2 protein-coding genes are annotated in these 898 nt (G+C 75.8%); both read right to left on the reverse strand.

The window, feature by feature from the left end; genetic code table 11:
* Positions 1–69 precede the first annotated feature (69 nt).
* Positions 70–357: a hypothetical protein gene (locus KCH_RS00450; protein WP_035858006.1), complete on the reverse strand. Its 288-nt coding sequence runs from the start codon at positions 355–357 to the stop codon at positions 70–72.
* The coding region (locus tag KCH_RS36550; RefSeq protein ID WP_244305051.1) for a class I SAM-dependent methyltransferase at positions 347–898 on the reverse strand (552 nt) is incomplete at its 5' end. The genes KCH_RS36550 and KCH_RS00450, both read right to left, overlap by 11 nt.

Here is an 898-nt window from a genome sequence, read left to right on the forward strand (position 1 = left end):
AGGGGGGCGGGGCAGCGGAACGGCCGACGCGCCCGGAGCGGGCGGGCACCGGCCGTGCGCCGTTCCCGGTCAGTGGCCGCCGAGGCGGCGGCCCAGCTCCTCCAGGTAGCTGTCGCCGTAGGCGTCGGCGAGGTCGTCCAGGTCGATCATCGGGGGGACGTCGATCACCGGCTGACGCTCGATCAGGATCGCCACGGTCTCGTGCACGACGCGGCTCTCCTCGGCCTCCGGGAGGCCGGTCCGGTCGAGCACCGTGTCGGTGACCCGGACCCGGGTGGAGACCTTGGCGGCCCCCTCCTCGACCCGGACCAGGTACTCGCGGTCGCCCAGGGGCTCCACCCGGATGTCAGCTGCCATGGCGCAGGTCGTCCTTCCCTCGGTGCACGGCCGGTCCGGCCGTGCCGGTGATGGGTGCCGACGCCGCGCGGTCGACCCGCCGGGCGCCGGGCGCCTCCCACCTTACGACCTGCTCACGCGATCGACGGCGATCCCCCACCCGGCGTCCAGGGAGCGAAGACTGACGCCCCCTCCGCCCTCCACCCTCGCCCTCGGTCTCGCCCTCGGCCCGAAGCGCCAGGTACGTCCAGCTGACCCCGGCCCGGGCGCGCGGGTCCTCGCGCCGGGCCAGGTGCAGCGGAACGAGGCCGTGCGACCGGGCGAGCGCGACGGTCTCCGCCGCGTCCACGGGAAACATCCGGCGACCGGCCGGCACCGGGCCGTGCCGCAACGAGAGGATGATCCGCCCGCCCTCGCCCAGCAGCCGCGCCAGCGTGGCCATCGCGGCGGCGCGCTGCCCCGCGTCCAGGTGCATCCACACCGCGGTCAGCAGGATCAGGTCGTACCGGCCGCCGACCGACGCGAGTCCCGGCAGCGAGTCGTCCACCCACTCGACGGCCTG

The sequence above is a fragment of the Kitasatospora cheerisanensis KCTC 2395 genome (assembly GCF_000696185.1).
Taxonomy (GTDB): Bacteria; Actinomycetota; Actinomycetes; order Streptomycetales; family Streptomycetaceae; genus Kitasatospora; species Kitasatospora cheerisanensis.